Below are 24,750 nucleotides of genomic sequence, written 5' to 3' on the forward strand. Positions count from 1 at the left end.
ACGGCCGCTCGTCCAACGCATCCAGGAAACCGCTTTCATGTCCACGTCCGATTCGCGCCGCGGATGCGCCCGCCTGCGCGAGCGCGTTTTGCCACGTATATTGCCGCGCATTTTGCCGCCTGCATTGCCGCGCACGCACGCCGGCTCGCTCGGCCTGCTGCCGCTTCCCCTCGCCCTGTCCTTCGCCGCGTCCGCCGCCTGGGCGGACGATATCGCTCCCCCGTCCGCCACAGTCGCCCAGAGCGCCGCCGTTACGGCCGTGCTGCCGGCCGTCAGGGTCAGCGCACCGGCCGGCGACACGGGCGGCGCGCCCACGCCCGCCGTCGATCCGAACCTGCCGGCCACGGTCGAAACCGTAACGCCCGCGCAGTTCGATCAATGGAACGTCGTCAACACCGAAGACGTGCTGAAGTACCTGCCCAACCTCGCGGTGCGCAAGCGCTTCATCGGCGACCTCAACTCGATCATCGCCGTGCGGGGCACGAGCAACACGCAAAGCGCGCGCGGCCTCGTCTATGCCGACGGCCTCCTGCTGTCGAACCTGCTCGGCAACAGCTACGCATTCCCGCCGCGCTGGTCGATGGTGTTCCCCGACCAGATCCAGCAGGTCGATGTGATCTACGGGCCGTTTTCGGTGCTCTACCCAGGCAACTCGCTCGGCGCCACCGTGCTGATCACGACGCGCATGCCGACGCACTTCGAGGCCGACGCCGACGTCAAGGCGTTCACGCAGCACTTCAATCTCTACGGCGTAAACCAGAACTTCAACGGCAGCGAAACGAGCGCCTCGATAGGCGACCGCATCGGTAAGTTCTCCTACCTGCTGGGCGTCAACCACCTCGAAAACACGAGCCAGCCGCTGCAGTTCGCCACGCTTGCGCAGTCGGCCACGCCCGCGAACCCTGGCGATACGCCGGTTCACGGCGCGTACTTCTACAACAACCAGACCAACGCCCCCACCGCCGTGCTGGGCGTGAACGGCGAAGGCATCGAACATACGATCCAGGACCAGTTCAAGCTGCGCATGCAGTACGACTTCACGCCCACCGTGCAGGGCGGCGTGACGCTGGGCTACTGGCACCAGAGCTACAACAGCAGCACCTCGACCTTCCTCTACGACGCGAACGGCAATCCCGTCTACAGCGGCAAGGTCGCGATCGACGGCTACGAATACACCATCCCCGCGGTCGCCCTCGCACCCAGCCTTGGGTGGAGCGAAAACTGGCTTTACGGCGCAACGCTGCGCACGCATCAGGCAACCGGCTGGAATGCCGAGGCAACTGCTTCGTACTACGATGTTTCAACCAGCGTCGCGCGCACGGCCAACCAGGGCGGCCCGGGCGACGGTCCCGGCGTCGTGACGTTCGGCGACGGCACCGGCTGGAAAACGCTCGACCTGAAGGCGACGTGGACGCCCGCCAGGCCGAACGCCGGGCTCGGCGCGCACTGGCTCACGCTCGGCTACCACTACGACAACTATTTCCTCGACAACCCGACGTACAACACGCTCGCGTGGCGCGACGGCGGCGCAAGCAGCTTCGCGAACGCTTTCGCCGGCAAAACGCAGACCCAGGCGCTCTATGCCCAGGACGCCTGGCGTTTCCTGCCGCGCTGGAAGTTCGTGTACGGCCTGCGCTGGGAGGACTGGCGCGCCTACGACGGCTATCAGGCGCTGGGCGGTTCGACGGTGCCGTATGCGAACGCGAGCGACCAGCATGTCTCGCCCAAAGCCTCGCTCTCGTTCGACCTCACCGACGACCTCACGCTGCGCGCCTCGATCGGCCGCGCCTACCGTTTCCCGACGGCGAGCGAACTGTTCCAGGGCCAGGTGAACGGCTCGTCCCTCGTCAACAACAATCCGAACCTGCGCCCCGAAGACGACCTCTCGAAAGAGCTGACCGCCGAATGGGCGCACTGGAACGGGATCTTCCGCCTTTCCCTGTTCCAGGACGACGTGAAGAACACGATCTTCAGCCAGACCGACACCACCGTCATTCCGAACGTCACGAGTTTCCAGAATATCGGCAAGGTGCGCTCGCGCGGTGTGGAAACGAGTTACCAGGGCGAGGACGTGGGTATCGACGGATTCGACCTCGCGGCAAGCGTGGCGTACACGCAGTCGAAGATTCTCGAGAACGCGCAGAACCCGGCAAGCGTCGGTAAGTACTTCTACCGGATTCCCCTTTGGCGCGCGAACCTCGTGGCCACCTACCGCTTCGACGCACGCGCGGCGCTCACGCTCGCCGCGCGCTATTCAGGGCGCCAGTACAACACGCTCACCAACGCCGACACGAACCCGAACGTCTTTGGCGGCACCAGCAGCTACACGGTCGCCGACGTGAAGTTCACGTTCAGGCCCACGAAGACGAGCGAGATCGGCGTGGGCGTCGACAACCTCTTCGACGAACGCTACTTCGTCTATCACCCCTATCCCGGCCGCACGTTCTACTGCGAGGCGAAGCTGCGCCTCTGAGCGCCGCGCCGCCCGAGCCTTCCTGAAAGGAGCCCCCGATGTCCGCTTCGCTGCCCGCTTCCCCCGCTCGCGCCGCATCCGGCGCCGTTCATCCCGGCTATCGCACGCTGTGGCGCTGGCACTTCTACGCCGGCCTCTTCGTCATGCCGCTCCTGATCGTGCTGGGGATCACCGGCACGATCTACTGCTTCCAGCCGCAGATCGAGCCGCTTCTATATCCGCATCGCCTCGTGGTCGAACCCGCGGCAACGCCGCGCCTGTCCGTCGACACGCTGCTCGGCCGCGCACGCGCCGCACTGCCCCGCGACGCGCGCCCGATCCGGGCTCACGTGGAAGCGGACCCGGCGCGCAGCGCCGAATTCGTCTTCGCGCCGCCCGGCGGAACGCGAGAAAGCGTATACGTGAATCCGTACACGGGCACGGTGCTCGGCACGCTCGACGTGGGCCGGCGCTTCATGCAGGTCGATCGCATGCTGCATCGCAAGCTGCTGCTCGGCAAGCCCGGCGAGTTGCTGATGGAGCTGGCCGCCTGCTGGACGCTCGTGATGATCGCCACCGGCGTCGCGCTCTGGTGGCCGCGCGCGGGCGCCTCGTGGCGCGCGGCGCTGCTCCCGCGTCTTGCGCCTCGCGGCCGGCCGTTCTGGAAGCGGCTGCATAGCGTGATCGGCATCTGGCTCGCGGTGGGCGCGCTCGCGTTCGTCGTCACGGGGCTGCCGTGGACCGGCTCGTGGGGCAAGCACTTCAAGGCCCTCGCCACACGCGCCGACCTCGGCGCGCCGGCCGGCTCCTGGGGCGGCGACGCTTCGATGAAATCGTCCATGCCGGCCCGCAGCGAGCCCGCCGGGCACGGCATGGAAGCGATGCCCGGCATGGTGATGGACGACCTGCCGTTGCCCAACGTGCCGTGGGCCGTCGGCGCCGTGCCGGTGCCGCGCTCGCCCGGCCGGCCCCAGGCCGGCCCGCCGCGCTGGACGCTCGACGAGGTGGTGACGCAAATGCGGGGGCTCGGCGTGCCGGGCGGCTATGACGTCGCGCTGCCCGCATCGCCCGCCGGCGTCTATACCGTGTCGTACTTCCCGCCCGATCCGAAGGACGAGCGAACCGTCTATATCGATCAGTACAGCGGCAAGGTGCTCAAGGACATCCGCTACCGCGACTACGGCGCCGTCTCGCAAGCCATCGCTTACGGCACGTCCCTGCACATGGGTCGATACTTCGGCATCCTGAATCAAGCGATCTGCGCCGCGATCTCGCTCGGGCTCTGCGCCCTTGCCGTGACCGGCTTCGTGATGTGGTGGCGGCGCCGGCCTTCGCGGACACTCGGCGCGCCCTCCCGCGAGCGTATGGCGCCGCCCATGCGCGCGTGGAAGGCGGGCCTTGTTGCGCTCGGCGTCGTGTTTCCCTTGATGGGCGCGACGATCCTCGCCGTCTGGATCATCGACCGCCTGGCCTCGAGATACCGCCTGAAGCTGTCGAATTCCTGACGCGCTGCGCCCGTCTCAGCGCGCTGTCGTTCGAGCCGGTAAACTGTCGACACAATTGTGCTTGAACCTGGCCCCGTGCTTTTGTTTCCAAGCATTAGAACAGACGGAGAAGATCGTGTTGCGGCTTATTTCTGTACTCGTGGCAGCGGGCATGCTGGCCGGCTGCGCCGTGGCACCTGGATATGGCTATCCGTACTACGACGGCTCTGGCTATCCGTATTACAACGATTACGGGTATGGCTATCCCTATCCGTACGCTTACGGCTATTACCCAGGTGATGTAGGCATCGGCTTCTGGGGCGGCGGCGGCGGTTACTACTACCATCACGGCTACTGGTGGCACGGCAACGGCTGGCACGGGGGATGGCATGGCGGCGGCTGGCACGGAGGATGGCACGGCGGCGGCGGTCACTGGGGCGGCGGCGGGCACGGCGGCGGCCAATGGGGTGGAAGCATGGGCGGCGGTATGGGCGGCGCCCACGGCGGCCGTTGACCGACCGGTCTTGCCCCGTCAGCGGGACTGCCGTTGCGCGGCCGGCGCCGCGCAACGGTCTGACGCTCACACGCGCCCGTTCACGGGAATCAGCGCCCCTGTAATCGCCTGAGCCTCGGCCGACAGCAAGAATCCAATGAGCGCCGCGACCTCGTGCGGCGCCACCCAGCGCGTGAAATCCGCATCGGGCATGTCCTTGCGGTTCTGCGGCGTATCCATGATGCTGGGCAGAACCGCGTTGACGGTCACGCCCTTGTCCTTCAGTTCCTCCGCAAGCGCCTCGGTCAGCCGGGCGACGCCGGCCTTCGAAGCCCCGTAGGCGCCCGTTCCGAGCCCGGCCTTCCCTCCGGCGCCCGCGCCGATATTCACGATCCGCCCCGCCGTGCCGCGCAGCAGATGCGGCAGCGCGGCCTGCGATGCGTTCAGCGCCGTCTTCACGTTCAGTTCGAACATCAGGTCCCACGTGGCCGGATGGCCGTCCGCCACGGTCTCCCAGCGGAACGCGCCCGCGATATTGAGCAGCGCATCGAGCCCGCCCAGTTGCGTATTCACGGCATCGAGCGCCTCGCGCGCGGCCGCGGCGTCGGTCAGATCGACGCCGCCCATGCCAGCCGCTTCGCCAACGCCCGGAGGCAGCGCGTCCTTCGCGGGTGCCGCGCCGCGTCCGATGAGCGCCACGCGTGCGCCGCGCGCGATCAACCACGCCGCAGTCGCGACGCCCAGACTGCCGAAGCCGCCCGTGATCGCCACCGCTTTGCCCTTGACTCCTGTTACGCCCGTTTCCATAGCCGTCTCGTCCATTTCGGTTCAACATCGCGGCCGGTCGGCCGCCTGCGCGCGCACTGTATGCGAGCGCGCCATTCGCTTCAAGCATGCGAGCACCGCCTCAGGCCTCGCTGCGCGCCGTCACGGGGCTGCGCCTGCGCAGTTCTTCCGTGGTCGTGCCTTTGCCGTCCGGACTCCAGCCCGGCGGCAGAACCACATGGCGCAGCGCCGCCCACAGCGTCTTCGCCGCGGCCACGTCACGGGCCAGGCTGACCCAGTGCGCGAACTCCACCACGAGCGGATTGCGCGACCGCGTGGGCGTGACGAGCCCATAGCGGCAGGGTTCGTCGGCACGTTCGGCGACATAGGTGCCGAACAGCCGGTCGAACACGATCAGCACGCCGCCATAGTTCGCGTCGAGGTAATCGACATTCGACGCATGATGCACGCGATGCGCGGAGGGCGTGTTGAACACGTACTCGAACCAGCCGAGCTTCGGTATCCAGGTGTTATGCAGCCAGAATTGGTAGAGCAGATTGAACGAGAGGATCGCGAGCACGACTTCCGGGCGCACGCCCAGCCACACGAGCGGCGCGAAGAATATGGCGGGCCCCGTGAGCTTGCCGGTCCAGCCGAGGCGATACGCGGAAGAGAGTGTCAGTTGATTGGGCGAGTGGTGCACCGCATGCGTCGCCCAGAAGAACCGGATGCGGTGCGACGCGCGGTGATACCAGTAGTAGCAGAACTCCTGGCCCAGGAAGATCAGCAACGCGAGCAGGACGCTGTCGAAATGCAGCGTGTAAAGGCGGTGCTCCCAGGCGAAGGCGAAGACCGGGGCGGCGAGCGAAATTGGCACGAGCGCGAAGAGCTTGCGCCCGGCGACGTCGGCCAGCGAGAGCCAGACTTCATACCAATCGAACGGCGCACGATCACGGCGCTGGCGCCACGTCAGCACGCACGCTTCGATCAACGAAACGACGATAACGAACAATGTCACGTAGTACGCAATTTTTCCGGTGGTGATCATGATGAGTCTTTTGTCGGTTGAAAGAAGACGCCGTGGGCGGATCGGGCCACCGGTGCGTCGGATGAAACGCACTCTAGAAGCGCGGCCCCGGAAAAACCACGCACAAACTATGTCGCCGTATGTCATCGCGAGAACCGCAGCGACGGCATAAACGGGCGCGGGCCGCTCGACGGCGTTCGGCGGATTCCCGTCCGTGCCCGCCGCACGGGGCGCACGGGCCACACGGGCTGCGGCGCCGGAAATGCACCGGATCGGGTAGCCAGAAAGACCGTCCCGCGGTGTAACACCGCGACATGGTTTATGACGCGACTGGCGAGCGTCCCGGTCCTATAGTTCGTTCCGCGGACACGCCAAAGCGTGACCCGAAACGAATCGCAAGGACCTCTGATGAAGACCCGCACTCTCGCCGCCGCCGCCATTTCGCTGCTCGCCTTCGCAAGCACGCCGGCCTTCGCCGGATGGTCCGGCCACGGCACCGCCTACACGCCGCACGGCACCTACAACACGGCCCACTGGGGCTCGTGCGGCGGCGGCAGCTGCTCGCACGCGGGCGGCGCCGTCGGGCCGTGGGGCGGCGCCGCCACCAACACCGGCACCGTCACGCGCACCGCGCCGGGCCAGTTCTCGAACAGCGGCACCGCTGTCGGCCCGAATGGCCGCTCGGTGCAGCACTCCGGCGACACGAGCTGCGCGAGCGGCACCTGCTCGCATACCGGCACGATGACCGGGTCCGATGGACGCACCGCCTCGACGTCGGGCAGCGTGACGCGCGACGCACCGGGACAGTATTCGTCGTCGGGCACGATCACGGGGTCGGGCGGCAATACGGTGAGCCACTCGGCGTCGACGAACTGCGCGGGTTCCACCTGCTCGCGCTCGGGCACCGCGACCGGCACGGACGGCGGCACCGTCACGCATTCGGGCAGCGCGACGCGCGTCGCGCCCGGCGTGGTGACCACCTCGGGCGGCACGACGGTCGTGCACGGCAGCACGGTAACGACAGGCGGTACGGCCGTCGTCGCCGGCGGCACCGTGACAACGGTGGGCGTGGGCGTGGCCGTGGCGCCCGCGCCGGTGGTGGTGGCACCGCCGCCCCCCGCGACCACGGTTTATGTCGCGCCGCCCCCGCCGAAGGCTGTGGTCGTCGTTCCGCCGCCGCCGAAGGCCGTGGTCGTCGTGCCCCCGCCGCCGCCCAAGGTCGTCTACGTCGCGCCGGCCCCGCGGGTCGTGTATGTCGCGCGCCCGGTGCCGCAATCGGTCTACGTCGTGCCTCGCGGCGTCTATGTCGCGCCGGCCTCGCGCCCCGCCGTCTGGGTGCCGGCCCACTGGGCAGGCGGCGTCTGGGTGCCCGCGCACTGGAACTGATCCGCAGTCCGCTTAACCGCTTTCCACCGCTTTCAACCCAACCCGGCCGGCAAGGGATGCCGGCCACCCCACGGAGAAACCCATGAAGAAGATGATTGCCCTGCTCGTTTTGTGTATCGTTTCAGCAGCGGCCTCGGCCCAGGGCATGCCGCCCCAGGGCGCCGACAATGCCCGTGTCGAACGCGCGATATCGCAGTTGCAGACGCGTTTCGCAAGCGCGAACACCACGCACGACGGCAAGCTGACCCGCGCGCAGGCGCAGGCCGGCATGCCGATGGTGGCCCAGCATTTCGACGAGATCGACACGCAGCGGCAGGGCTACGTCACGCTGGCGCAGATCGAGGACTTCATGCGCCAGAAGATGGCGGCCCGCCAGGGCGGCTAAAACCAGGCACAACCAGGCACAATCAGGCGCGACCAGACGTTGCCAGGAGACCACCGATGGAGCAGGCCAGCAGGATCGTCGTGCTCGACGACGAAGCAGAGTTACGCAACATGCTGCAACGCTTCCTGAGCGGCCACGGCTTCCAGGTGCGCGCGGTGGCGGACGGCAAGAAGCTCGACCGCCTGCTGCAGCGCGAACCCTACGATCTGCTCGTGCTCGATCTGATGATGGAGCCCGAGGACGGGCTGACCGTCTGCAGGCGTCTGCGCGCCGAAGGACAGACGCTGCCCATCCTCATGCTCACGGCGAAGGGCGACGCCGCCGACAAGGTCGTCGGCCTCGAAACCGGCGCCGACGACTACCTCGCCAAACCCTTCCTTCCCGACGAACTCATCGCGCGCATCCGCGCGCTGCTGCGCCGCCAGAAGATGGCGGCGGGCGAGCCGACCGTGACCTCGCAAATGCTGCGTTTCGGCGATTTCACCTTCGATGTCGGCAAGCAAACGCTCATGCGCGACGGCCGGCCTGTCGAGGTGCATTCGGCGCAGATGCTCCTGCTGCACGCACTGGGATCGTCGCCGAACCGCGCCGTGAGCCGCGAAAACCTGCTGGCCCGCGCGCGAGGCCGCGACCATGACGCGCTCGACCGCAGCGTGGACGTCCAGATCCTGCGGCTGCGCCAGATTGTCGAAGACGATCCGGCGAAGCCGCGCTTCATCAAGACGGTCTGGGGCATCGGCTACATGCTCGTGGCCGGCGTCGACGCGTGATGCGCGCCACGCTCCCGCGCTCGCTGCTCGCGCGCAATATCGCGCTGCTGGTGATCCTCGTCGCGCTCGCGCAGGTGTGCTCGCTCGCCGTGCTGCTGCATTTCGTGCAGCGCCCGCGCATCGAGCGCGCCTCGACCATTTTCGCCGACTACGTGATGCTGCTGGACGGCGCGATTGCGGGCATGCCGCCCGCCGAAGGGCGCGCCGCCGCCGCGCGCCTTCACGCCCAGCGCGACCCGCCGCCCGCGATTCCCCCACAGGCGCCCAGCCTCCTGAACTTCTTCCGCACGTGGCAGCGCGAAGTTTTCGTCGCGCAACTGCGGCGCCATCTGCCCGCCGACATGCCCGTGCAATGGCAGGGCGGCGCCGATCAGCGTCTGTGGATCCGCCTGCACGCGGCGGGCGAGCCCGCGTGGATGCCCATGCCGATGGTGCCCGACACGCAGGCGGCCGGCCTCATGACGACGCTCGCCCTCTCGCTCGTGCTCGCCCTGCTCGCGGCCCTGACCGGCTATCTGATCCAGTTGCACCTGAACCGTCCGCTGGCCGAGCTCGCGCGCGCGGCGCGCCGCCTGAGCGCGGGCGAAACCCCGCCGCCGCTGCCCACCGACGGCCCCACCGAGATCGCCCAGGTGAGCCGCGCGTTCAACCAGATGACCGAGGCGCTGCAGCAGGCCGAAACCACGCGCGCGCTGATGCTGGCCGGCGTGTCGCACGACATCCGCACGCCGCTCACGAAGCTGCGCCTCGCCATCGCCATGGCCCTGCCGCGCGGCACGAACGATGCACTGGTGGCCTCGTCGGAAAGCTATCTCGATCGAATCGACACGATCCTGCAGCAATTCATGGACTACGCGGGCAGCGGCGAGCGCGAGCCGCCCCAGGTGGCGGACATCAATGCGCTGACAGGGCAGCTCGTCGCGGATTTCGTGGGGCTGGGGCACGAATTCGAGTTCGAGGAAGGCCCGATTCCGCCGTTTGCCTTCCGTCCCGTCGCCGTGATGCGCCTGATCATGAATCTCATGCAGAACGCCGTCGCCTATGGGCGCAGCGGCCTCCTCGTGCGCACCTGGGCCGCGCACGGCGCCGCGCACGTGGCCGTGTGCGACCGCGGCAGCGGCATCGGCGCCGCCGAACTCGAACGGCTGAAGGCGCCGTTCAGCCGGGGCACGAATGCGCGCACGCACTCGGGCGGCACCGGCCTCGGGCTCGCGATCGTCGATCGCATCGCGCGCCTGCACGGCGGCTCGCTCACCTTCCGCGACCGCGACGGCGGCGGCCTCGAAGCGCTCGTCGTCCTGCCGCTCGACCCGCCCGCCGCGCCGCCCGGCATGCCGCGCGCCTGAACGCCGCCAGGTTTGCGCACGACCGTTCCGGTGACATGAATCGACATAATTTGCGCGTGGCGCGATCGCGCGCACCCCCTCATACTTGCGCCTGAGCGTTGCGAAACGAAGCCGGCCCGAACGGCCCGCAAGCGTCGAGCAACGCTCCCCGATAGTTCGCAATCCTGATTACATGGCGAGTATCGGAAACCGGTCGGCACCCCGTCGGCAACCCCTAATCGCTCCACTCAGGCAACGGACATCGACATGAACACCTCCCTCCACTCCCTCGTCGTCAAGGCCAGGCGTCTCGCGGGCACGGCGCTGATCGCAGGCTCCATCTTCAGCGCGGGCTGCGCCTCGGCCATGCCCGTCATGCAGTCGACCGGGCCGGTGCCCGCGGCGAAGGCCGAAATCGTCTACGTGTACGCATTCGACGCCGCGGCCGACCAGGTCAAGCTCGACGACAACGGCCTGATCCAGAAGCTCATGTCGTCGGCAAACGGCACCTCGGCCGCGCAGCAGCAACTGCAGACGGCGCTCAAGGCGCGCGAGCAGCTCGCCGACGCCATCGTGCACCAGCTCCAGTCGATGGGTGTGCCCGCCATGCGCGTGGACGGCCCGGCTCCCAACGGCCGCAACGCGCTCATCATCGAAGGTCAGTTCGAGAAGATCGACGCGGGCAATCGCCGCCGCCGCATCGTGATCGGCCTCGGCGCGGGCAAGAGCGAAGTGGAGGCCACGGTGGCGGTGCTCTATCGGCCCGCCTATGGCGCGCCGCAGCCGCTCGCCACGTTCTCGGCGAGCGCCGACAGCGGCCACATGCCCGGCATGGCGGAAACGGCGGGCGTCGGCGCGGCGGCGGGCCAGATCGCCACGTCGGCGGCCGTGAGCGGCGGCCTGCACGGCGTGTCGGAGACGAAGGGTGACACCGTTTCGTCCGACACGGCCAAGCTCGCGAAGAACATCGCGAAGCAGCTCGCCGCGGCGAGCGCGAAGAACGGCTGGCTCGCCGGCGTCACGGCAAGCTAACCGGTGCCCATGCGCGTTTCGTCGACGAACTTCTCGGTGGCGTCGTCGATCCCGCGGCCCCGGCGGCCCATGGGCCCGTGAATGAAGATGGCTTTCATATCGACGCGCGCCTCGCCGTTCATCGCGGGCGGCGGCGCCATCTCGTAGCGCACTGCGCGCTCGTGGTCGGCCATCTGCAGGCGCGGGTCGAACACCGAATTGAAGCGCCACAGCATCCGCACGAAGTTCGTCTGCCCATGTGCAAGGAGGTGCGCGGCCTGGCCCGCCGCGCCGCGCAGCGCGGTCCAGCCCAGGTGCTTGCGGTTGAGCACCTGCTGCGTGCGCACGAGCTCCGCATAGAACTCCGGCAACGGCAGGCGCGTCGGCACGACCGCGTGCTGGATGTCGTAGAGGCGGTAGTCGAGGCTCGTGAGGCGCCGCGATTCGTGCTGCCAGTTCTCGGTGCCCGGATAGGGCGTGTTCACGCTGATGTTCACGATCTCCGGAATCTCGAGACACCACTGGCGGATCGTCTCGAAGCGCTCGCGGTCCCAGTCGGGGTCGGCGATCAGGTTGATCGCGACTGTGATGCCGAGCGAGCGCGCGAACTCCAGCGCCTCGAAATTGCGGTCGAGGCTGATGCGCTTGCGAAACGCCTTGAGCCCTTCCTCGTCGATCGCCTCGAGGCCGAGAAACATGTACTTGAGCCCGAGCCCCTGCCATTGCCGGAAAACGTCCTTGTTGCGCAGCAGAACGTCGCCGCGCGTTTCGAGGTAATAGCGCTTGCGGATGCCGCGCCGGCGGATCGCTTCGGCAATCGCCATGCCGTGCTCGGCGTGGACGAAGGCCACGTCGTCCACGATGAACACGCCGGGCTCGCGCAGCGCAGCCAGTTCCTCGACCACGACCTCGGGGCTGCGGATGCGATAACTGCGGCCGTAGAACGTCCATGCGCTGCAGAAGGTGCAGTCCCACGGGCAGCCGCGCGCGAACTCGACGGACGCGCACGGATCGAGCGTGCCGATGAAGTATCGGCGGCGGTGCCGCAGCAGGTCGCGCGCGGGACGCACTGTATCGAGATCTTCGACGAAGCGCGGCGGCGGCCCCGATCCGTCGCGCGTGAGCACGCCCGGCACCGCGAGCAGATTGCCGCCGCTCGCCACCGCTTCGAGCAAGGCCGCCACCGAAGCCTCGCCTTCGCCGCGCAGCACGCAGTCGATCGCGCCCGCCGCGTGGCGCAGCAGATCGCCGGCGGTGAACGAGACGCTATGGCCGCCCACGAAGACGAAGCACGCCGGCAGCACCGCCTTCACGGCTTTCGAGAGATCGATGATTTCGGGAATATTGGCCAGGTAATTGCCGGAAAAGCACAGCGCCTCGGGCCGGAACGCGCGCAGCGTGCGCATGAGGTCGGCATGCGTGTCGGCCTGCAGGTCGACGAGGCGCACTTCGTGGCCCGCCTCGCGCGCCGCGCCTGCCACCGATTCGAGGCCGAGCGGTTCGAGCCGCAGGAATACGCGCGTATACATCAGACCGCTCGGATGAACAGCAAGCAATCTCATGGAGCCTCCTTGCGATGTGCCTGAACGGTCGCACGGGCCGAGGGCCGCCGCGCGAGTGCGCAAGAAACGCGCCTGCGCCCCCGGCATCCTACTGCACGGCATTTCCGTGCGAGTCTACGCGCGTTCACGGCCCGGCGTCCCGCCGCCGCGGACCCGGCACGGATGGGGCGGCGGTTGGCAACGGCGGCGCGTTTGGTAGACTCGTCGCCATCCATTGCACCCCGCCCCCATCGTGCCCGCCACACCGTCTCTGCCCCGTTTGCTCGCGGAAATCCGCGCCTGCCGAATCTGCGCCGAAAGCTTGCCGCTCGGCCCGCGCCCGGTCGTGCAGGCAGGCCCGGGCGCGCGACTTTTGATCGTGGGGCAGGCGCCCGGCGCCAAGGTTCACGCCTCGGGTGTCCCCTGGGACGACGCGAGCGGCGAGCGCCTGCGCGACTGGCTGGGTATCGACCGCGCGACCTTCTACGACGCCTCGCAAGTCGCGCTCGTGCCGATGGGCTTCTGCTACCCGGGACGCGCCGCCGACGGCGACAACCCGCCGCGTCCCGAATGCGCGCCGCTGTGGCACGCGCGCCTGCTGGCCCAATTGCCCGACATCCGTCTCACGCTGCTCGTCGGCCAGTACGCGCAGCGCGCGTTCCTTGGCGCACGGCGCAAGGCCTCGCTGACCGAAACCGTCGAGCATACCCGCGATTACCTGCCCGACTATTTGCCGCTGCCGCACCCGTCACCGCGCAACCTGCCCTGGCTCAAGCGCCACAGCTGGTTCGCGCACGACGTGCTGCCGGCGCTGCGCGAGCACGTGGCGGCAGCGCTGGCGCTTTCGCGCCCTTCCCCCACCGAACGCCCCTCGGGAGACCGCACCATGAGCAAGCCGATCATCGACATCCAGCGCGTCTACGATCCGCCGCCCACCGGCAATCACGCATGCTTCCTCGTCGACCGGCTCTGGCCGCGCGGCATCCGCAAGGAGGCGCTCGCGCACGTGCAGTGGCTCAAGGAAGTCGCGCCGAGCACGGCGCTGCGGCAGTGGTTTCATCAGGATCCGACGCAATGGGACACGTTCGAGCAGCGCTACGTGGCGGAACTCGACGCGAATCCCGCCGCCTGGCAGCCGCTCGCCGAAGCCTGCGCGAAGGGGCCGGTCGCCCTGCTCTACGGTTCGCGCGACGTCGAACACAATCACGCGATCGTGCTGCGCGACTATCTGCTGAAAAAACTCAAGCGCAAGTAAATTTCGGTAAAAGCGTCCTGGCAACGGCAGCGCTCCGAAGGGACCCGATCTGCTACCGTAATGGCTGACAGCGCAACGATCTTCGAGCCATTCCCCCCTCTACGGAGCAACTGCGATGCGCAAGCAGCTTGTCGGTGCAATGCTTGCCGGTCTCGCCGGCACCTTCCTGGTCCCGGCACCGGCGTACGCCCAAAGCCAGGCCATCACGAGCATGACCGTGAATCTCTATGCGGGCCCGGCGGGCGACTACCCCGTCGTCGCGCAGGTACCGGGCGGCGTGCAGATGGCGGTGATGGGCTGCGTCGCGGGCTATAGCTGGTGCGACGTGAGCCTGCCCGGCCTGCGCGGCTGGGTATACGGCGGCTATCTGAACTATCCGTATCAGGGCAGTCCCGTTCCGCTCCTCAACTACGGCGCCACCATCGGCCTGCCTGTCGTCACGTTCTCTATCGGCGCCTACTGGGGCAGCTATTATCGCGACCGCCCCTGGTACGGCAACCAGTCCCGCTGGATGCGGCACCCGCCGCCGCGGCCCGCGCCCCCGCCGGGTCCGCGTCCTCCCTCGCACGGCGGAAGGCCGCCGCCGCACGGTGGGGGTTCGGGTCACAACGGCCACCGGCCTCCGGGAGCGGGATCGGGCCCGGGCGGCCGACCGCCCGGCGCCGGCCCGGGGCACCGTCCGCCGGGGGGACAACCCGGCGCGGGCGGCGGGCGCCCGCCTGGGGGGAACTCCGGCGGCAGCTCGGGCGGGCGGCCGCCCGGCGGTGGCGGAAGGCCGCCGGGGGGTGGCGGCAGTGGCAGTGGCGGTGGCGGCGGGGGTGGCGGCAGGCCGCCGGGCGGCGGCTGATCGTCGGTCGGGCGATCCCGGTTTGCCTCCTGCCGAGCCTCGCGGCGGCAACCTCAGAAGCGGTAGCCGATACCGCCCAGGATCACGTCGGTATCGCGGCTATAGCGCGTCACCACCCGGTTCCAGGTGACGCGCGCAGCCCAGTGCTGCGTTACGCGGTAAGACGCCGATACCGAAACGAGGCCGGAGAGGATCCCGTCGCCCGTATCGCGATCGTCGCCGTTGCGGCCATGATGGATGGCCGCATAAAGGCCCGCGCCAAAGCCGAGCGTGAGCTGGTCGTCGAGGAACGCGCGCGTGAGCCAGAGCTGGGCCGTGGCGCCGTCGCGCCGTGCATCGATGCCGTTGCCTTCGTGCAGGTAGCCGATCGTCGCATCGACGAAATGCCAGAGCCCGCGGCGATATTCGATCGATTCCGCCGCCGAAGTCTGCGACTGGAGGCTGTTGAGGATCGTCTCCCCGGCCATCAGCGTAATCTCGTTGTTCGTGACATTGTGCGTGCGCGGCAGGGCCCAGTCGCGCGGCCCCGGCGTGTCGGGCGCGTCGAGTTGATAGCCGATACCGAGCAGCAGCGCGGTCGTCGACGGCCCGTTGCTCACCTGCACGCGGTTCAGTTGCAGATTCGCCGTCATCCGGTTCGACGCATACCAGGTCGCACGCGCGCTGTAGACCACGCCCCAGCCATGCGTATTCGAGTAGCCGAGCCCTTGTGCGGCGGCCTCCGTGTCGAAGTATCGATAAGGCCCCACGCCGAGCGCGAGCACGATGCGCCGTTGCGCGAGCGGCAGGCGGAACCAGCCCTGGATCGCCTGGCCGTCGCGGTGATGGTCGGGAATGTGGCCTTCGTTGAGCCAGTCGATGCTGGCCGCGAAATACTCACCGAAACCCTCGGTGTAGTCCATCGCCCAAGAGTACGTATGGTTGGAGCCGCTTCTCAGTCCCCCGCCGTAGAGCGAGAACTCCTGCGCGCGCAACGGGCTGGAGCCGACCGCGAGCGCTGCTGCGGCAAATGCGAGAGTCCAGTTTTTCTTCATCGTTCCTGGTAGCCGTTCGAAAGCGGCGCGGCGCTCGCTGACCACAACCGGTGATTGCGGATATACCCCATCGACCCATTGTGCCGTGAATCGCCGGCCGCCGTTGCGAAGGCTGCCACGGCTCATCCGTCATCGCCAGGGTTTGCTGCGGCCTGCCCCTGGTCCGCATAGCATAGCCCGGCAAGCATTTCAGTTGTAGGTGCGGCGTTTACTCCATATTACGACCTTTATCATTTTGCAATCCTTATTAATTCAGCGTAAAAAATGCCGCATGTGTATGCGGCATTGTTGACCGTATGGCGAGAATGTCAGCGGCTCGGCTCCCAACCCAGGTGCTCAGCCGCCCGCGCCAGCGGGCGCGAGCCGTTTCAACAGTTCCTGGCCGCGGTTCGTGAGGCGCAGCGCAGGATCGCGCTCGGTTACGTCCATCTCGACGAGTTGATATCGTTGCAGTGCGAGAAAATCGGAATCGAGTGCCTGGATCGGCGTATCCGCATCGCGGATCAACAGCAGTGCAGCAAGTTCGTGGTGACTGAGCATCGAATTTCTCCTGTTCAGAACTCCCCGTAGCGACCAGCATAGTCGCCCTGGCGGACAGTTTCGCTACAGCCGTGTTTCGCGATATTACGTGACACAGCAACGCCGTGCATGGACCCGCCCAGGAGCGATGCGCACGCCGCATTTTCCTTTGCGGCGAATTGTTGTGCCATTCGAGTGCAATGGCTTCGTTCTTTTTCCATCAACCGATTAAATCGGATTCCTCAATGACTATCCGGGATCGACTGAACTGGCAGAGCGCGACCGGGACGCATCGTTCCGGCCGGCCTCCCGGCGACCGCCATAGTTAGCCAACGGCACATCGTGCCGCCGGCTTCATTGCATATGCATTCCGCCGTTGATTGCGATATCGGCGCCCGTGATGAACGCCGCATCGTCCGAGCACAGAAACGCCACCAGCGCGGCGACTTCGTCGGGTTGTCCGAGCCGCCCGACCGGAATCTGCGGCAGGATGCGCGTCTGCATCACGTCTTGCGGCACCGCCTCCACCATCTGCGTGGCGAGGTAGCCCGGCGACACCGTATTCACGGTAACGCCCTTGCGCGCGACTTCCAGCGCGAGCGACTTCGTGAAGCCGTGCATTCCCGCCTTCGACGCCGCATAGTTGGTCTGCCCGAATGCGCCGCGCGAGCCGTTGACCGAGCCCACGTTCACGATGCGGCCGAAGCCGCGCTCGATCATGCCCGCCACGAACGGCTTCGTGACGTTGAAGATGGCATCGAGGTCGGTGCGCAGCACGGTGTCCCAGTCGGGCTTCGTCATCTTCAAGAAGGTGCGGTCGCAGGTGATGCCCGCGTTGTTGACGAGCACGTCCACCTGCCCGAGTTCTTTCAGCACGCGTTCGGCGGCGCGGTGGCATGAGTCGAAGTCGGCGACGTTCATCTCGTACGACTCGAAGCGCCGCCCGGCCGCGCGCTCCGCTTCGAGCCACGCCGGCGCCCGCTCGTTGCTGGGCGAGCGCGACACCGCAACGATCATGCCCGCGTCGTGCAGCCTGCGGCTGATTGCCTCGCCGAGGCCCCCCATGCCGCCCGTCACGAATGCGATGCGCTTAGCGGCCATGCTGCTCTCCGTGGGCATGCTCGGCAGTCTGCACGGAGGCATCGGCGGCCGCGCCGTTGCCGCCAGGAGCGCTGCCCGCGGCACGCTCGAACATCGCCATCCAGTCGCGCATCGGCAGCGCGGATGCCGTGCCGCCGCCGGGCTGGAACACATCGAGCGAGTCATGCCAGTTCTGCGCGAGGTCGCGCGCCAGGTCGCTCCACGCGCCGGCGCTCTGCAGCGTGGCGGCGACCCCCTCCTGCCAGAGCGCGGTGCTCGCGCCAACGTAGTCGCGCAGCACGGTCTGGCCGGCGGCGGCGAATTCGCTCCAGTCATGAGCCTCGCGCAAAGATTCCAGCGTGTCTTCGAGCGCTGCCCTGTCGCGTGCGAGGCGGCGCTGCTGCAACTTCAGGAGTTGTTCGCGCCACTGCTGGCCATGCGCGAATAGCTGGAGCGCCGTGCTGGCGTTCACACGGTACGCATCGAATGTGGAAAAGGGAATGGTAGCCATGAGCGGGGTCCTCTCAGGATCGGAATGCCCGGCGCGGCGCCGGGATCACTTCACCATCATAGGCACGAAGATTGGCCTCTGCGTGACGAATGCGCCTCCACCGGCTGATCCAGATCATTTATCGAGAAAACACAGCGGCCTGACAAACGCCACCCAACCCCTTTTCCGATAATTTCGAGATTAATCGCCGAACCCGCACGAAGCGCTTCACGAATTGCGGACGCTCATTGCAGGCGCTTGCGCGGCAGCCTCGTCCTCGCAGCGCACGAGCATCACAGGACGATCGGCCATACGCAGGAACGATTCCGCCACGCTGCCCAGCAACAGCCGTTTCACGCCCGAGAGGCCGCGCGTGCCCATCACGACGAGCTCGACGTCGTCTTCCGCCGCGATGCGGTAGATCACTGCCGCGATTTCTTCGCCGCTCGAATCGGCGGCACGCGTGCTGCCCTCCACCCCTTCGCGCACGAACACCTCCCTCGCCTCCTCGAGCGCCAGGGTGGCGGCGTCGCGTTCGGCGGACTGGCGCGTCTGCTCCTCGGCAAAGCCCGAGGCCACATCCACGAGCCGGGCGGGATGCGGCACGACGCACAGCGCCTGCACGCGGCCGCCCGTCGCCTTCGCGATCTTCACGGCCTCGTCGAGTGCGCGGCGGCCGCTACGGCTGCCATCGACCGCCACCAGAATCTCCTTGTACATCGCGACCTCCCGGGCAATGCCCATGATGCGCGCCGCCGTCCCGCACGCGCTCGTCAGCGCAGGGTCAGGACCGCCGCGCCCGTCAGCCGTCCTTCGCGCAGATCGGCGAGCGCTTCGTTCGCGCGTGCAAGCGGGTACGGCTTTGTCTCGATTGCGAGCGTGTAACGCGCGGCAATCGCCATGAACGCCGCACCGTCGTCGCGCGTGAGGTTCGCGACCGACAGGATGCGCCGCTCGTCCCACAGCCACGCGTAGGGAAACGACGGAATGTCGCTCATATGGATGCCGCCGCAGACCACCGTGCCGCCCTTCGTGACGGCCCGCAGCGCGGCGGGCACAAGCGCGCCCACGGGAGCGAACAGCAGGGCCGCATCGAGCGCTTCGGGCGGCGGCTCGTCGCTGCCGCCCGCCCATGCGGCCCCGAGACGCCGCGCGAACTGCTGGGCCTGGCTGTCGCCGGGACGGGTGAACGCATACACGGTGCGGCCCTGATGCCGTGCAACCTGCGCGACGATATGCGCCGCCGCGCCGAATCCGTAGATGCCGATGCGCTCGGCATCGCCCGCCATCGCCAGCGTGCGATAGCCGATCAAGCCGGCGCACAGCAGCGGCGCCGCCTCGACGTCGCTGTACTGGCGCGGCAGATGGAAGCAGTAGCGGGCATCGGCGACGGTGCACTGCGCATAGCCGCCGTCGAGCGTATAGCCGGTGAAGCCGGGCGTGTCGCGTAGATTCTCGCGGCCGCGCAAGCAAAAGCGGCAGTGGCCGCAGGTGTGGCCGAGCCACGGCACGCCCACGCGGTCGCCGGGCGCAAACCCGGTGACGCCGCGACCGTGCGCCGCGACCGTGCCGACGATCTCGTGCCCCGGAATCACCGGTTTCTTCGGATGCCGAAGCTCGCCGTCCACGACGTGCAGATCGGTACGGCAAACGCCGCACGCGTGTACGTGGATCATCAGTTCACCGTCACCCGGTTCGGGGTCGGGCAGATCGACTTCGCGCAGCAATGGACCCGTGCCGTCGAACAGCATCGCACGCATGGTCTGACTCCCCTGGCGATGCACCGCGGATGAATGTGCGGTGTCCCTGGGAGCCATGTTACGCGGTCGGCATGCGTGCGGCGCATCAGTGCGCCAGGCGTTGCAATGCTCTCAGCCTCCGCGGCCGAATACCCGCGCGAAGGCGGTCACGAACACGTCGAGCCGGTCGGCCGCGAGGCAGTCGATGCCCGCGGCGCCCACACGGCCGTTGCCGCCCGGAAAGCCGCGGCAGAGTTCGTCGGCGCCGCGCGGGCTGGCGAGCGGCGCGCGCACGCTCACGGCATAGCTGCCATCCGCATTCGCGGTCAGCACGGCGTGCGCGCGCGTGGGCTCCTCGACGGCCAGCGCATTGCCGAACACCCCGCGCACGCGGCGCGCCCATGGCGTGTCCGGCAGCACGACAACGCTGCCGTATTGCAGCGCGATGAGCGGCGTCACGGCCTGGGCGAGCGCGAGATCCTCGTGGCGGCGCTCGGCGAGCTGTCCGAGGAAGGGCTCGGCTTCAATGAAGTCGAACGGATCGGCGTAGGGCCGGATCGCCTCGTAGAGCGTCTGGGGCGCGATCATCAGGTCCGAGACCGTGTCGCCATAGGCGTTGTAGTTGATCGACTCGCCCAGTTCGCGCAGCTGCCCCGACTGCGCCTCGCTCAAGCCGGCCTGTTGGGCGAGCGAGCGGGCCGTGGCGGGCAGATTGTCCCCCCATGCCGCGGCAATCGCCCACCCGCGGTAGCGTCCGCCCACGTGGCGATCCACCAGCACGCTCGTACAGACGTCGGCGGTGGTGTCGATATGCGCGACGAGATTCACGGTGTGCGGCAGGTCGCCCGCGTAATGATGGTCGAAGTATTCGACCCGCACGCCCTTCTCGAGCAGCTTGACGAGGGCATCGCGATTCGTGTCGAACGAGATGTCGAGCACCGTCAGCGTATCGCCCGCCGTGGCCGGCACGCGCGCGACGAGCGCCGTATCCCGTTTCACGCCAGTCACGAGCGTCGTCTCGACCGGCCTCGCGAGACGAAGCTGGTGCAGCGCGCAGATGCCGTCCGCGTCGCCGTTGAATACATCGAAATGCGCCATGTTGTCTCTGTTATCGATGTGTAAAACGTAACAGTATCGCGCACCGTGGGACGCAAGGACAAAGACGAGCGCAAACGTGAGGTGATTCGGTCAAAGCCGTGCTCTCCACGGAACGTGGCGAGGCGCGGCATGCGAACGGCTTCGAATGAGGGGCGCCGCAGGAGGGGCACCGCGGGCTCGCCGGCCCGGAAGGGTCAGCGCACGATGATCGGCCGCACGATTGGCCAGCGCAGCGTGGACGCGACAGGAAAGCGCGGCTTGCGCCCCACCGGCGCGCGCCAGGACTGCATGCGGGCGCTCATCGCCGCGCACAGGGCAAGGCCCTCGTCGCCATACAGGCTCGCCATGGCCTGCTGGACGAGGCCGGCTTCGAACCAGCCCTTGAAGCGCCGGTGACAGGTGCGAAAATCGGGATAGCTCTCCGGCAACGCGGACCAGACCGAACCGGTCCACAACACCCAGTGGATAGCTTCGAACACGGCCCGCGCGCAGTGGGCCGGCCGGCCGCGGCGTGGGCCGCCAAGGCGCCCGTCGTGAAACAGCGATGCCACGCTGCTCCATTGTTCATCGCTCAGTGCCGGGCAGGGCTGGTGGGAAATCTGATGTTCCATGAGACTCTCTCTTACAGCAACCCTTCCAAGGTAACGCCCAAGCCCGCCGGACAATATCGGACTAGTCTCAAAACTCCGCGACGCTTCCGAACACCGTTCCGCCCAGACCGGTGCGGCACCGACGTTATTCCGGCGCGCTACACTGCCGCTTTCCGAATATCGCGGACGCATCCCGATGAACGCATCCTCCGATTCCCGCGCCGTTTCCACCGCTGTTTCCCCCTCCGCTTCCCGTATCCGTGTCGGCATAGGCGGCTGGATCTATCCGGAATGGCGCGGCACGTTCTACCCGGATGGCCTCCCCCAGCGGCGCGAACTCGAATACGCGAGCCGCAGCCTGACGACGATCGAAATCAACAGTACCTACTACGGCGCCCAGCGCCCCGAAAGCTTCGCGCGCTGGCACGACGAGACCCCCGACGATTTCGTGTTCGCCCTGAAGGCGCCGCGTTTCGCGATGAGCCGCCGCGTGCTGGCCGAAGCGGGCCCGACCATCGAGCGGTTCCTCGCCTCGGGCGTGCTGCGCCTTGGCCCGAAGCTCGGCCCGATCAACTGGCAGCTCACGCCCGGCAAGCGGTTCGATCCTGAGGACTACGCGCGATTTCTCGAGCGGCTGCCGGCCGAGGCAGAAGGCGTGCCGTTGCGGCACGCGCTGGAGGTGCGCGATGCGAGTTTCTGCACTGCGGAATTCGTCGAGCTGGCGCGCCGCCATCGTGCGGCGATCGTGATGTCGGGAGATTCCGACTACGTCTCTATCGCCGACGCGAGCGCGCCGTTCGTCTATGCGCGCATCATGGGCACGCGCGAGAACGAGCCGCTTGGCTACGCCGCCGGCGAACTCGACAAGTGGGCTCAGCGGGCACGTATCTGGGCCCGCGGCGGCACGCCGGACGACCTGCCCACGTTCGGCACGCCGCTCGCCGCGAAGGACGGCCGCGACGTGTTCCTCTACGTGATCAGCGGCTACAAGGTGCGCAACCCCGCAGCCGCGGGGGCGCTGATCGAGCGGCTGAGCGCAGCGTGACGGGTCGCGCCGTTCAGCGTTGCTGCTCGCTGCACCAGAGATAGCCGATCACCGCGCGCGTCACGCGCGCCTGAAGCACCGCCGCATCGGTCTCGCCGCGTTCGCCGGCCGCGTCGACCATGCCGTGCACGATGGCCGACACGTCATGGGCGGCCGTGTCGCAGTCGCTCAGTTGCGGCGCGTCGGTGAGCCCCAGCAAACGGACGAGCGCCGCGTGGAGCCGCTCGCTCACCCGCGCATCGCGCTCGTCGAGCGGCAGGCGGCGCTCCTCGAAATCGAGCACGCGCGCCAGCGCCGGACGGCGCATCTGGTGCGCCACACCCGCCCGAACGAGGCCGAGCAGGCCGGCCTCGCAGGTCGGCGCCATGGCGGCCGCATCGACCTCCGAGAGCAAAACCGCGCTTTCGCGCTCGATGAGCGCGGCCGTCAGCGCGTCTCGATTCGGGAAATATTGATAGAGCGAGCCGACGCTCACGCCCGCGCGCTCGGCGACCGCATTCGTCGTGTAGCCGGGCAGACCGGACGTTTCGAGGAGGCGGGCCGCCGCTTCGAGTATCGCCTCGACGGTGGCCGCCGAGCGGCGCTGCATCGGTTGCTTGCGCGCGTCGAGCGGCGCCGGGCGGCGGCGCGCACCGCGTGTCGTGGTGGTCATGATAGGGAATGCCGGGCTGACGTGAGCTATCGCTCGCATTCTACACCGCGCATCCCGGCCCCCGGCCCTCTCGCGGGCGCGGTGCCGCCCCGGCGCGTTCAGATCCGCCTGCGCATCTCCGCCGCCGGCAGCTTCATCATCTGCCGGTATTTCGTGACGGTGCGGCGCGCGACCTGTACGCCCTGCTTTTCGAGTTCCTGCGTGAGCACGACGTCGGAAAGCGGATCGCGCGGATCCTCCGCATCGATCATTTCCTTGATGAGGGCGCGCACGGCTGCCGCCGAACACGTCCCGCCCGTGCGCGTCTCCAGCTCGCGAGGGAAAAAGCGCTTGAACTCGAAGATGCCGCGCGGCGTGGCCATGTACTTGTTGCCGGTTGCCCGGGAAACGGTCGATTCGTGCAGGCCGAGTTCGTCGGCGACGTCGCGCAGCAGCATGGGGCGCAAGGCGATCTCGCCGTACTGGAAAAACGCCTTCTGGCGCGCGACGATGCATTCGCCCACGCGCAAGATCGTCTCGCAGCGCTTGTGCGCGTTGCGGATCAGCCAGCGCGCCTCCTGCAGCTGCTGGGCGAGCGGCGAGCGGCTCGTCTCTCCCGAGCGCGCGAACATCTCCGCATAGAGCTTGTGAATCCGCGCGCGCGGCTCGATGGCGGGATTGACGCTCACGACCCACTTGCCCCGCACCTGACGCACGATCACGTCGGGGACGACGTAGCCGCCGTCCGCGCGGCCATACTGGTTGCCCGGCTTCGGATCGAGCCGGCGCACGAGCGCGCAGGCCGCCTGCAGATCGCCCGCGTCGCAGCCCAGCTGGCGCTGGAGTTCGCCGTTCTCGCGGCGTGCCAGCCGTTCCAGATGCTGCGTGACGATCTTCAGCGCAAGGTCGCGGCTCGGCGTGTCCTCGGGCATCGAATCGAGCTGCAGCGCGAGACATTCGGACAACGAACGGGCGCCGATGCCCGGCCGGTCGAGCGTCTGCACGACGCGCAGCGCCACGCGCAGCCGATCTTCGTCGAGCGCGTCGCCCGCGCCCTCGACGTCCGCCAGATCGGCCAGATCCTGGCGCAGGTAGCCGTCGTCGTCGAGCGCCTCGATCACCACCTGTGCCGCGGCGCGATCGAGATCGTCGAGCGGCAGGAGGCGCAATGCATCGTGCAGTTGCTCGCGCAACGATATCGGCACGCGGACCCAGTCCGATGCCTCCGACTCCGAATCGTCCGCGCCGCGATAGTTCGACGTGCGCAGCGTGCCGGGCACGGGCAATTCCGCGGTGTAGGCAGACGGCTCCGACGCCATCGCGCTTTCGTCCGCCCCGTCGCTCGCAGGCTCGGCAACCGTCTCGGGCGTGACGTTCGCCGCCACGGCGCCGATGCCCGCCGCCGCACCTTCCGCAGCCTCGGCAGCTTCGCCGTTCTCCGCTGCGGGCGAGGCGTATTCAAGGAACGGGTTGGTGTCGAGGGCTTCGCGAAGCTCCTGCTGGAACTCCAGCGACGATAGCTGCAACAGGCGCACTGCCTGCTGCAGGCGCGGCGTCAGGGCGATCTGCTGGCGCGCGTGTAATGCAATGGAGGGCATGGCGAATCCCGTTCGTGAGGAGGAAGTAAACAGGATCAAGCAACACCCATGCCAGTATCGACAAGTCTATGTTCTGAAACGGGATCGGCGCTTGCTAGGCGAGCGCGGCCCCGCGACCGGTCGGCACGTTTTTACAATCACCCGGAAAATTCTCGCGGCTGGCGCGGCCTGCAGCCGGGCCGCGT

24 protein-coding genes and 1 pseudogene are annotated in these 24,750 nt (G+C 68.0%); 12 read left to right on the forward strand and 13 right to left on the reverse strand.

The genetic code is table 11. The features are described 5' to 3' along the window. Positions 1-37 precede the first annotated feature (37 nt). The 3 genes from BAC01S_RS09880 to BAC01S_RS35780 all read left to right on the forward strand — a co-directional run bounded on the left by BAC01S_RS09880 (position 38) and on the right by BAC01S_RS35780 (position 4,450). The gene (locus BAC01S_RS09880; RefSeq protein ID WP_245616550.1) at positions 38-2,473 is read left to right on the forward strand and encodes a TonB-dependent receptor; all 2,436 of its coding nucleotides are present in this window, start codon (positions 38-40) and stop codon (positions 2,471-2,473) included. A 38-nt stretch (positions 2,474-2,511) separates the two neighbouring features. Next, positions 2,512-3,957 carry a PepSY-associated TM helix domain-containing protein gene (locus tag BAC01S_RS09885; protein WP_027794621.1) on the forward strand — a complete coding sequence of 482 codons (1,446 nt, stop codon included), beginning with the start codon at positions 2,512-2,514 and terminating at the stop codon, positions 3,955-3,957. Between the two features lie 115 nt (positions 3,958-4,072). Beyond that, the gene (locus BAC01S_RS35780) at positions 4,073-4,450 is read left to right on the forward strand and encodes a hypothetical protein (protein ID WP_027794622.1); all 378 of its coding nucleotides are present in this window, start codon (positions 4,073-4,075) and stop codon (positions 4,448-4,450) included. Positions 4,451-4,516: 66 nt separating this feature from the next. On the opposite strand, the gene BAC01S_RS09895 is transcribed toward BAC01S_RS35780, so the two are convergent. Further along, positions 4,517-5,251 (reverse strand): SDR family NAD(P)-dependent oxidoreductase, encoded by a 735-nt coding sequence (locus tag BAC01S_RS09895; RefSeq protein WP_245616551.1) that lies wholly within the window; start codon positions 5,249-5,251, stop codon positions 4,517-4,519. An 85-nt stretch (positions 5,252-5,336) separates the two neighbouring features. Further along, complete coding sequence (locus BAC01S_RS09900; RefSeq protein WP_027794624.1) at positions 5,337-6,242, reverse strand: sterol desaturase family protein; 906 nt, start codon at positions 6,240-6,242, stop codon at positions 5,337-5,339. A 387-nt stretch (positions 6,243-6,629) separates the two neighbouring features. Between BAC01S_RS09900 and BAC01S_RS09905 the strand changes: the two genes are divergently transcribed. The 5 genes from BAC01S_RS09905 to BAC01S_RS09925 all read left to right on the forward strand — a co-directional run bounded on the left by BAC01S_RS09905 (position 6,630) and on the right by BAC01S_RS09925 (position 11,119). Beyond that, entirely contained in the window at positions 6,630-7,607 is a 978-nt protein-coding gene (locus BAC01S_RS09905; RefSeq protein ID WP_027794625.1) for a hypothetical protein, read from the forward strand. An 82-nt stretch (positions 7,608-7,689) separates the two neighbouring features. Beyond that, positions 7,690-7,992, forward strand: coding sequence for an EF-hand domain-containing protein (locus BAC01S_RS09910; RefSeq protein ID WP_027794626.1), 303 nt, complete (start codon positions 7,690-7,692; stop codon positions 7,990-7,992). A 56-nt stretch (positions 7,993-8,048) separates the two neighbouring features. Next, entirely contained in the window at positions 8,049-8,762 is a 714-nt protein-coding gene (locus BAC01S_RS09915; RefSeq protein ID WP_027794627.1) for a response regulator, read from the forward strand. Further along, complete coding sequence (locus BAC01S_RS09920; protein WP_043201735.1) at positions 8,762-10,108, forward strand: ATP-binding protein; 1,347 nt, start codon at positions 8,762-8,764, stop codon at positions 10,106-10,108. Before BAC01S_RS09915 ends, BAC01S_RS09920 begins: the two co-directional genes overlap by 1 nt. Positions 10,109-10,354: 246 nt before the next feature. Beyond that, on the forward strand, positions 10,355-11,119 hold the full coding sequence (locus BAC01S_RS09925; RefSeq protein ID WP_027794629.1) for a DUF4410 domain-containing protein: 765 nt from the start codon (positions 10,355-10,357) through the stop codon (positions 11,117-11,119). On the opposite strand, the gene hpnR is transcribed toward BAC01S_RS09925, so the two are convergent. Further along, positions 11,116-12,660 (reverse strand): hopanoid C-3 methylase HpnR, encoded by a 1,545-nt coding sequence (hpnR, locus tag BAC01S_RS09930; protein ID WP_027794630.1) that lies wholly within the window; start codon positions 12,658-12,660, stop codon positions 11,116-11,118. The genes BAC01S_RS09925 and hpnR overlap by 4 nt on opposite strands. A gap of 214 nt (positions 12,661-12,874) precedes the next feature. On the opposite strand from hpnR, the pseudogene BAC01S_RS35520 reads away from it, so the two are divergent. The 3 genes and pseudogenes from BAC01S_RS35520 to BAC01S_RS09940 all read left to right on the forward strand — a co-directional run. Next, positions 12,875-13,531: pseudogene (locus tag BAC01S_RS35520) on the forward strand (uracil-DNA glycosylase family protein); the annotation flags it as partial. After that, positions 13,526-13,894 (forward strand): DUF488 domain-containing protein, encoded by a 369-nt coding sequence (locus BAC01S_RS35525; protein ID WP_169740117.1) that lies wholly within the window; start codon positions 13,526-13,528, stop codon positions 13,892-13,894. The pseudogene BAC01S_RS35520 and the gene BAC01S_RS35525, both read left to right, overlap by 6 nt. Positions 13,895-14,009: 115 nt before the next feature. Next, positions 14,010-14,741, forward strand: a complete 732-nt coding sequence (locus tag BAC01S_RS09940; protein ID WP_027794631.1) for an SH3 domain-containing protein — start codon at positions 14,010-14,012, stop codon at positions 14,739-14,741. A 53-nt stretch (positions 14,742-14,794) separates the two neighbouring features. On the opposite strand, the gene BAC01S_RS09945 is transcribed toward BAC01S_RS09940, so the two are convergent. From BAC01S_RS09945 to BAC01S_RS35065, 8 genes are all read right to left on the reverse strand, one after another. Continuing rightward, positions 14,795-15,775 carry an adaptor complexes medium subunit family protein gene (locus BAC01S_RS09945; protein ID WP_027794632.1) on the reverse strand — a complete coding sequence of 327 codons (981 nt, stop codon included), beginning with the start codon at positions 15,773-15,775 and terminating at the stop codon, positions 14,795-14,797. Between the two features lie 336 nt (positions 15,776-16,111). Then, the gene (locus tag BAC01S_RS09950) at positions 16,112-16,315 is read right to left on the reverse strand and encodes a hypothetical protein (RefSeq protein ID WP_027794633.1); all 204 of its coding nucleotides are present in this window, start codon (positions 16,313-16,315) and stop codon (positions 16,112-16,114) included. Positions 16,316-16,648: 333 nt separating this feature from the next. Further along, entirely contained in the window at positions 16,649-17,395 is a 747-nt protein-coding gene (gene phbB, locus BAC01S_RS09955; protein ID WP_027794634.1) for an acetoacetyl-CoA reductase, read from the reverse strand. After that, positions 17,385-17,885 carry a hypothetical protein gene (locus BAC01S_RS09960; protein WP_027794635.1) on the reverse strand — a complete coding sequence of 167 codons (501 nt, stop codon included), beginning with the start codon at positions 17,883-17,885 and terminating at the stop codon, positions 17,385-17,387. The genes phbB and BAC01S_RS09960 overlap by 11 nt, the downstream gene beginning before the upstream one ends. 207 nt (positions 17,886-18,092) lie before the next feature. Continuing rightward, positions 18,093-18,608, reverse strand: coding sequence for a universal stress protein (locus tag BAC01S_RS09965; protein ID WP_245616552.1), 516 nt, complete (start codon positions 18,606-18,608; stop codon positions 18,093-18,095). A 29-nt stretch (positions 18,609-18,637) separates the two neighbouring features. Continuing rightward, a complete protein-coding gene (locus tag BAC01S_RS09970; RefSeq protein ID WP_027794637.1) occupies positions 18,638-19,624 on the reverse strand; it encodes a zinc-dependent alcohol dehydrogenase family protein in 987 nt (328 codons plus the stop codon). A 111-nt stretch (positions 19,625-19,735) separates the two neighbouring features. Beyond that, the gene (locus BAC01S_RS09975) at positions 19,736-20,701 is read right to left on the reverse strand and encodes a hypothetical protein (RefSeq protein WP_027794638.1); all 966 of its coding nucleotides are present in this window, start codon (positions 20,699-20,701) and stop codon (positions 19,736-19,738) included. A 194-nt stretch (positions 20,702-20,895) separates the two neighbouring features. After that, positions 20,896-21,312 carry a transposase gene (locus BAC01S_RS35065; protein ID WP_169740114.1) on the reverse strand — a complete coding sequence of 139 codons (417 nt, stop codon included), beginning with the start codon at positions 21,310-21,312 and terminating at the stop codon, positions 20,896-20,898. A gap of 175 nt (positions 21,313-21,487) precedes the next feature. Between BAC01S_RS35065 and BAC01S_RS09985 the strand changes: the two genes are divergently transcribed. Further along, positions 21,488-22,336: a DUF72 domain-containing protein gene (locus BAC01S_RS09985; protein ID WP_043201740.1), complete on the forward strand. Its 849-nt coding sequence runs from the start codon at positions 21,488-21,490 to the stop codon at positions 22,334-22,336. 13 nt (positions 22,337-22,349) lie between these two features. On the opposite strand, the gene BAC01S_RS30850 is transcribed toward BAC01S_RS09985, so the two are convergent. Together BAC01S_RS30850 and BAC01S_RS09995 are read right to left on the reverse strand one after the other, a co-directional pair. Beyond that, positions 22,350-22,988, reverse strand: a complete 639-nt coding sequence (locus BAC01S_RS30850; protein WP_043201742.1) for a TetR/AcrR family transcriptional regulator — start codon at positions 22,986-22,988, stop codon at positions 22,350-22,352. Positions 22,989-23,086: 98 nt separating this feature from the next. After that, on the reverse strand, positions 23,087-24,565 hold the full coding sequence (locus BAC01S_RS09995; RefSeq protein WP_027794640.1) for an RNA polymerase factor sigma-54: 1,479 nt from the start codon (positions 24,563-24,565) through the stop codon (positions 23,087-23,089). Between the last annotated feature and the right edge of the window lie 185 nt (positions 24,566-24,750).

Source organism: Paraburkholderia acidipaludis NBRC 101816 (genome assembly GCF_000684975.1).
Lineage (GTDB): Bacteria > Pseudomonadota > Gammaproteobacteria > Burkholderiales > Burkholderiaceae > Paraburkholderia > Paraburkholderia acidipaludis.

Excerpts from the sequence above, each read along its gene's own strand:
- BAC01S_RS09920 (WP_043201735.1), top strand. The coding sequence starts at position 8,762 with ATGCGCGCCACGCTCCCGCGCTCGCTGCTCGCGCGCAATATCGCGCTG.
- phbB (WP_027794634.1), bottom strand. The coding sequence starts at position 17,395 with ATGGCCGCTAAGCGCATCGCATTCGTGACGGGCGGCATGGGGGGCCTC.
- hpnR (WP_027794630.1), bottom strand. The coding sequence starts at position 12,660 with ATGAGATTGCTTGCTGTTCATCCGAGCGGTCTGATGTATACGCGCGTA.
- BAC01S_RS09880 (WP_245616550.1), top strand. The coding sequence starts at position 38 with ATGTCCACGTCCGATTCGCGCCGCGGATGCGCCCGCCTGCGCGAGCGC.
- BAC01S_RS09885 (WP_027794621.1), top strand. The coding sequence starts at position 2,512 with ATGTCCGCTTCGCTGCCCGCTTCCCCCGCTCGCGCCGCATCCGGCGCC.
- BAC01S_RS09985 (WP_043201740.1), top strand. The coding sequence starts at position 21,488 with ATGAACGCATCCTCCGATTCCCGCGCCGTTTCCACCGCTGTTTCCCCC.
- BAC01S_RS09910 (WP_027794626.1), top strand. The coding sequence starts at position 7,690 with ATGAAGAAGATGATTGCCCTGCTCGTTTTGTGTATCGTTTCAGCAGCG.
- BAC01S_RS09970 (WP_027794637.1), bottom strand. The coding sequence starts at position 19,624 with ATGCGTGCGATGCTGTTCGACGGCACGGGTCCATTGCTGCGCGAAGTC.
- BAC01S_RS09915 (WP_027794627.1), top strand. The coding sequence starts at position 8,049 with ATGGAGCAGGCCAGCAGGATCGTCGTGCTCGACGACGAAGCAGAGTTA.
- BAC01S_RS09905 (WP_027794625.1), top strand. The coding sequence starts at position 6,630 with ATGAAGACCCGCACTCTCGCCGCCGCCGCCATTTCGCTGCTCGCCTTC.
- BAC01S_RS09945 (WP_027794632.1), bottom strand. The coding sequence starts at position 15,775 with ATGAAGAAAAACTGGACTCTCGCATTTGCCGCAGCAGCGCTCGCGGTC.
- BAC01S_RS09975 (WP_027794638.1), bottom strand. The coding sequence starts at position 20,701 with ATGGCGCATTTCGATGTATTCAACGGCGACGCGGACGGCATCTGCGCG.
- BAC01S_RS35525 (WP_169740117.1), top strand. The coding sequence starts at position 13,526 with ATGAGCAAGCCGATCATCGACATCCAGCGCGTCTACGATCCGCCGCCC.
- BAC01S_RS09960 (WP_027794635.1), bottom strand. The coding sequence starts at position 17,885 with ATGGCTACCATTCCCTTTTCCACATTCGATGCGTACCGTGTGAACGCC.
- BAC01S_RS09940 (WP_027794631.1), top strand. The coding sequence starts at position 14,010 with ATGCGCAAGCAGCTTGTCGGTGCAATGCTTGCCGGTCTCGCCGGCACC.
- BAC01S_RS09995 (WP_027794640.1), bottom strand. The coding sequence starts at position 24,565 with ATGCCCTCCATTGCATTACACGCGCGCCAGCAGATCGCCCTGACGCCG.
- BAC01S_RS09925 (WP_027794629.1), top strand. The coding sequence starts at position 10,355 with ATGAACACCTCCCTCCACTCCCTCGTCGTCAAGGCCAGGCGTCTCGCG.
- BAC01S_RS30850 (WP_043201742.1), bottom strand. The coding sequence starts at position 22,988 with ATGACCACCACGACACGCGGTGCGCGCCGCCGCCCGGCGCCGCTCGAC.
- BAC01S_RS35065 (WP_169740114.1), bottom strand. The coding sequence starts at position 21,312 with ATGGAACATCAGATTTCCCACCAGCCCTGCCCGGCACTGAGCGATGAA.
- BAC01S_RS09965 (WP_245616552.1), bottom strand. The coding sequence starts at position 18,608 with ATGGGCATTGCCCGGGAGGTCGCGATGTACAAGGAGATTCTGGTGGCG.
- BAC01S_RS09900 (WP_027794624.1), bottom strand. The coding sequence starts at position 6,242 with ATGATCACCACCGGAAAAATTGCGTACTACGTGACATTGTTCGTTATC.
- BAC01S_RS09950 (WP_027794633.1), bottom strand. The coding sequence starts at position 16,315 with ATGCTCAGTCACCACGAACTTGCTGCACTGCTGTTGATCCGCGATGCG.
- BAC01S_RS09895 (WP_245616551.1), bottom strand. The coding sequence starts at position 5,251 with ATGGACGAGACGGCTATGGAAACGGGCGTAACAGGAGTCAAGGGCAAA.